At 68.0% G+C, this 4,150-nt stretch carries 3 protein-coding genes; all 3 read left to right on the forward strand.

Going from position 1 to position 4,150, the window contains the following annotated elements; all coding sequences use genetic code 11:
* Positions 1–680: 680 nt before the first annotated feature.
* The 3 genes from istA (at position 681) to B4F19_RS02390 (ending at position 4,068) form a co-directional block, all read left to right on the forward strand.
* Positions 681–2,156, forward strand: coding sequence for an IS21 family transposase (gene istA / locus B4F19_RS02380; protein ID WP_292732655.1), 1,476 nt, complete (start codon positions 681–683; stop codon positions 2,154–2,156).
* A complete protein-coding gene (istB, locus tag B4F19_RS02385) occupies positions 2,156–2,896 on the forward strand; it encodes an IS21-like element helper ATPase IstB (protein ID WP_292732657.1) in 741 nt (246 codons plus the stop codon). Before istA ends, istB begins: the two co-directional genes overlap by 1 nt.
* A 200-nt stretch (positions 2,897–3,096) precedes the next feature.
* A complete protein-coding gene (locus tag B4F19_RS02390) occupies positions 3,097–4,068 on the forward strand; it encodes an IS110 family transposase (protein WP_292732659.1) in 972 nt (323 codons plus the stop codon).
* Positions 4,069–4,150: the final 82 nt, after the last annotated feature.

A 4,150-nucleotide genomic window follows, 5' to 3' on the forward strand; every position in this document is an offset into this window, starting at 1 on the left:
GGTGTGAACGACCCCCAGAACCCGCACCTCACCGGTGAACAGCGCAGCCGTGCGCGCTCGCTCCCCGGCCGGCCCGCAGGGAGCCTTGGCGACCGAGGACCGGCCCCCGTGTCGATCCGCGTCAGCTAGAGTCGGCGTCGTAAGCCCCAACGGGGTGAGGGCCCGGAGTTGCACCTCCGAGCCCTCGGTGAACCCCGCCACCTCACAGCAAGACGGCGTTCACGGCGGGATCTCACCTGTCGTGGCCAACCGGGCCAGTGCAGCAGAGCTATCGGCAGTTCTCATGCCGCCGTTGTCGGCGTCTATCCGGCGTTTGTCGGCGGTGTGATCGTGGTCAGATCTACTGCGGTGCGCGGTGCGCCGACGCTGCCCGCCGAGACACGCTTCGGCGCTGCGCGCGGCGGTACCAGCAGTCCGAGGCCGGTCGGGCCAACCACGCGGCCCGTCAGCAGCGCTATCTGGAACGCCGTGAAGCGAAGATGACGCAACAGGGTTCCTCGCCCTCGGTACTGGCGGCAGCCTCCCGCGTGCGCCTGGTCATGACGACCAGCGCCGGAGGACGAACCGATGGACCCAGACCTGACGTTTCACCCAGGCTTCGACGCTGTTGCCGCTGTGGCGACCCGTTGCCGCCGTTCGCCCGTCGCGGGCCGCTGCGACGCCCCTGAACCGGGGGCCGCATGATCCCCAAGCACCTCGAGGAGCGCATCGTGCGCCTCCACCTCGTCGAGAAGTGGTCGATCGGCACGATCGCCCGGCAGCTCAAGGTGCACCACACCACGGTCAAGCGCGTCCTGCACAGCCAGGGCGTGCCCCGAGAGCCCGATCCCCGCGCCTCGATCGTCGACCCCTTCCTGCCCTTCATCCACGAGACGCTGGAGGCCTACCCGACGCTGCCAGCAAGCCGCCTGCACGCCATGGTCGCCGAGCGCGGCTACGCAGGCAGCCAGAGCCACTTCCGACGCATCATCGCAACGCTGCGCCCACGGAAGCCCGCCGAGGCCTTCCAGCGGCTCACGACGCTGCCTGGCGAGGAGGCCCAGGTCGACTGGGGCTCCTTCGGGACACGCGTCGTCGGGCGCGCCACACGGCGCGTCAGCGCCTTCGTGATGGTGCTGTCGTGGTCGCGCATGCCCTTCGTGCGCTTCTTCTACGACCAGCGCATGGGCAGCTTCCTGGAGGGCCACGTCCGCGCCTTCGAGGCCCTTGGCGGCCAGCCCCGCGTCGTGCTGTACGACAACCTCAAGTCCGCCGTGCTGGAGCGTCACGGCGACGCCATCCGCTTCAACGACAACCTGCTCGAGCTCGCTGCGCACTACCGCTTCGAGCCTCGGCCCGTCGCGGTCGCCCGCGGCAACGAGAAGGGCCGCGTCGAGCGCCTCATCCGCTACCTGCGCACCTCGTTCTGGCCCGCACGAGAGTGGGCCGATCTGAACGACCTCAACACGCAGGTCGCGGCCTGGTGCCGCAACGTCGCCGGCGCCCGCAAGCACCCCGACGAGCCCGAGCTGTACGTGTTCGACGCCTGGGGGTGCGAGCGCGAGAAGCTGCTGCCGCCGCCCGACGATGTCTTCCCGGCCGAGGACGTCGTGCAGGTCTCGATCGGAAAGACGCCCTACGCCCGCTTCGATCGCAACGACTACAGCGTGCCCCACGTGCATGTGCGACGCAGCCTGGAGATCCGCGCGACCAGCGAGCGGGTGCGGGTGCTGGACGGCGCCGAGGTCGTCGCGGATCACCCCCGCAGCTTCGACAAGGGCGCGCAGATCGAGGAGCCGGCGCACCTCGAGGCGCTCCGCGCGCAGAAGCAGGCGGCGCACCAGGCCAGCGGCATGACCCGACTTCAGCACGCAGCGCCGTCGAGCCCGACGTTGTTGGAAGGAGCCGCCCGACGCGGTCACAACCTGGGGAGCGCCGTCGCGGCCCTGCTTCGCCTGCTGGACAGCTGGGGCGCGGAGGCGGTCGAGAGCGCCATCATCGCGGCCATCGAGGCCGACACCCTGCACGTCGCCGCCGTTCGCCAGATCCTCGACCAACGCGCCCAGGATGCCGAGCAGGCACCGCCGATCGCCGTGCGACTGCCCGATGATGCCCGAGTGCGCGACCTGCACGTGACCCCGCACGCCCTCGATGGCTACGACCTGGAGGTGTCGTGATGTCGCATCGCACGCGCCTGGAGGAGCTTGGTCTCCACGGCCTCGCCGAGCAGTACGACGCCATCGCCGACGCCGAGTGGTTGCCGTGGCTGCTGGACCAGGAGGAGCAGGACCGCCAGCGTCGAGGTCTGGAACGTCGCCGAAAGATGGCTCGCCTGGGTCGCTTCAAGCCGATCGCCGACTACGACTGGGAGTGGCCGGAGCGGCTGGATCGCAAGCTGGTCGACGAGCTGTTCACGCTGGCCTTCGTCGGTCAGGGCCTGAACGTCGTGCTGGTCGGACCGAACGGCGTCGGCAAGACCATGTTGGCGAAGAACCTCGGCCAGGCCTGCGTGGTCGCCGGACACACCGTGCGCTTCACCACCGCCAGCGAGATGCTGAACCAGCTCGCCGCCGAGGACAGCGCGACCGCCCTGGAGCGCCGACTGCGCCGTCTGTGTCGGCCGCGCGTTCTGATCGTCGACGAGGTCGGCTACCTGTCGTACGGCACGCGCCACGCCGACCTGCTGTTCGAGGTCGTGAGCCGTCGGTACGCCGTCAACAAGCCGATCATCATCACGACCAACAAGCCGTTCGCGGAGTGGAACGAGACCTTCCCGAACGCGGCGTGCGTGGTCACGCTGGTCGACCGCTTGGTGCACCGGGCGGAGATCGTGGTGGTCGCGGGCAAGTCGTATCGCTTGAAGGAAAGCAAGGAACAAAGCGCAGCCCGCAAGGAGGCGCGGGAGGCGAGCGGGTAGCCGCGCCAGGCGCGTTCACCGCCGGTGACCGCGCGATTCACCAGCGACCGGCCGCGCGCTGTGCACCGACGAGCACAGCGTGCGGCTTTCACCGTTGGTGTTCGCGGGTTTCACCGGCGGCTGGGCGTGCGAGTTTCACCGGTGTGCGGGGGCGCGGATTTCACCGATTAGGCGCGGGTTTCGGTGATCGTTGACAAGTCATGGCAATGCGGATCGGAGTCGGCCTCGACGTGTCGAAGGACAAGGTCGATGTCGCCTTCTCCAACGGGGACGTCAAGCGGACCATCGAGAACTCCGAAGCCGGAATGAGGCAGCTCCTGCGAGCCCTGGATGGCCAGCCTATCGAGCGCGTCGTCGTCGAAGCGACCGGAGGGTACGAACGACTGGTGCTTCGGTCCGTATTCAACGCGGGGCACCCGATCATTCGCATTCAGCCTACCCAGTTCAAGCACTTCGCCCGCATGAGTCTTCAGCGGGCCAAGACGGACACCATCGATGCGGAGCTGCTCGCACAGATGGGCCTCATCGGTCTCAAGACCCCGCTGTGGGAGGCCCCGCCCGAGCACGTCGAAGAGCTTCGCGACCTCGTTCGTCGCCGAGGTCAGATGGTCCGTATGATCGACGACGAGCGGCGAAGGGAGAAGCAGGCCGAGCCTGGCTTCGTCCAGGAGACCATCCGGCGCCACATCGCCTGGATGAAGAAGGAGAAGCAAGCCGTAGAGGCCGAGATCGATGCCCTGGTCAAGAAGACCGAGGACCTCAAAGAGGTGGTCGACACTCTCGAGGACGTCAAGGGCGTCGGTACCGTGACTGCCACGACGCTAGCGTGCCGCCTGCCAGAGCTCGGCACGCTCGGTCGTGCTCAAATCGCAGCACTCGTCGGGGTCGCGCCGATGAACAGCGATTCGGGGCGCAAAAGCAACCCGCGAGCGATCAAAGGTGGCCGGTCCGATGTGCGGAAAGTGCTGTACATGGCGGCACTGTCCGCGACCAGGCACAACCCCCACATCCGCGAATACTACCTCCGCCTGCTCCACCGAGGGAAGCTCAAGAAGGTCGCGTTGGTGGCTGTGATGCGAAAGCTGCTGACGCATCTGAACAGCCTGATGTCGGCCTTCTACCTCGAGAAGGCCCAGGGCACCCGGCCAGCAGCGGCCGCCGCAGCAAGATAGACCGCGGTGAGACCGACCGGCCGAAGCTGGAGACTGGGGACTGGAGACCGTCCCGCCACTCCCTCGCCCGCAGCAACCCGAC

The organism is Microbacterium sp. UBA1097 (genome assembly GCF_002313585.1).
Classification (GTDB): Bacteria; Actinomycetota; Actinomycetes; order Actinomycetales; family Microbacteriaceae; genus Microbacterium.

Coding starts and splice junctions, on each gene's coding strand:
- istA (WP_292732655.1), top strand. CDS start 681: ATGATCCCCAAGCACCTCGAGGAGCGCATCGTGCGCCTCCACCTCGTC.
- istB (WP_292732657.1), top strand. CDS start 2,156: ATGTCGCATCGCACGCGCCTGGAGGAGCTTGGTCTCCACGGCCTCGCC.
- B4F19_RS02390 (WP_292732659.1), top strand. CDS start 3,097: ATGGCAATGCGGATCGGAGTCGGCCTCGACGTGTCGAAGGACAAGGTC.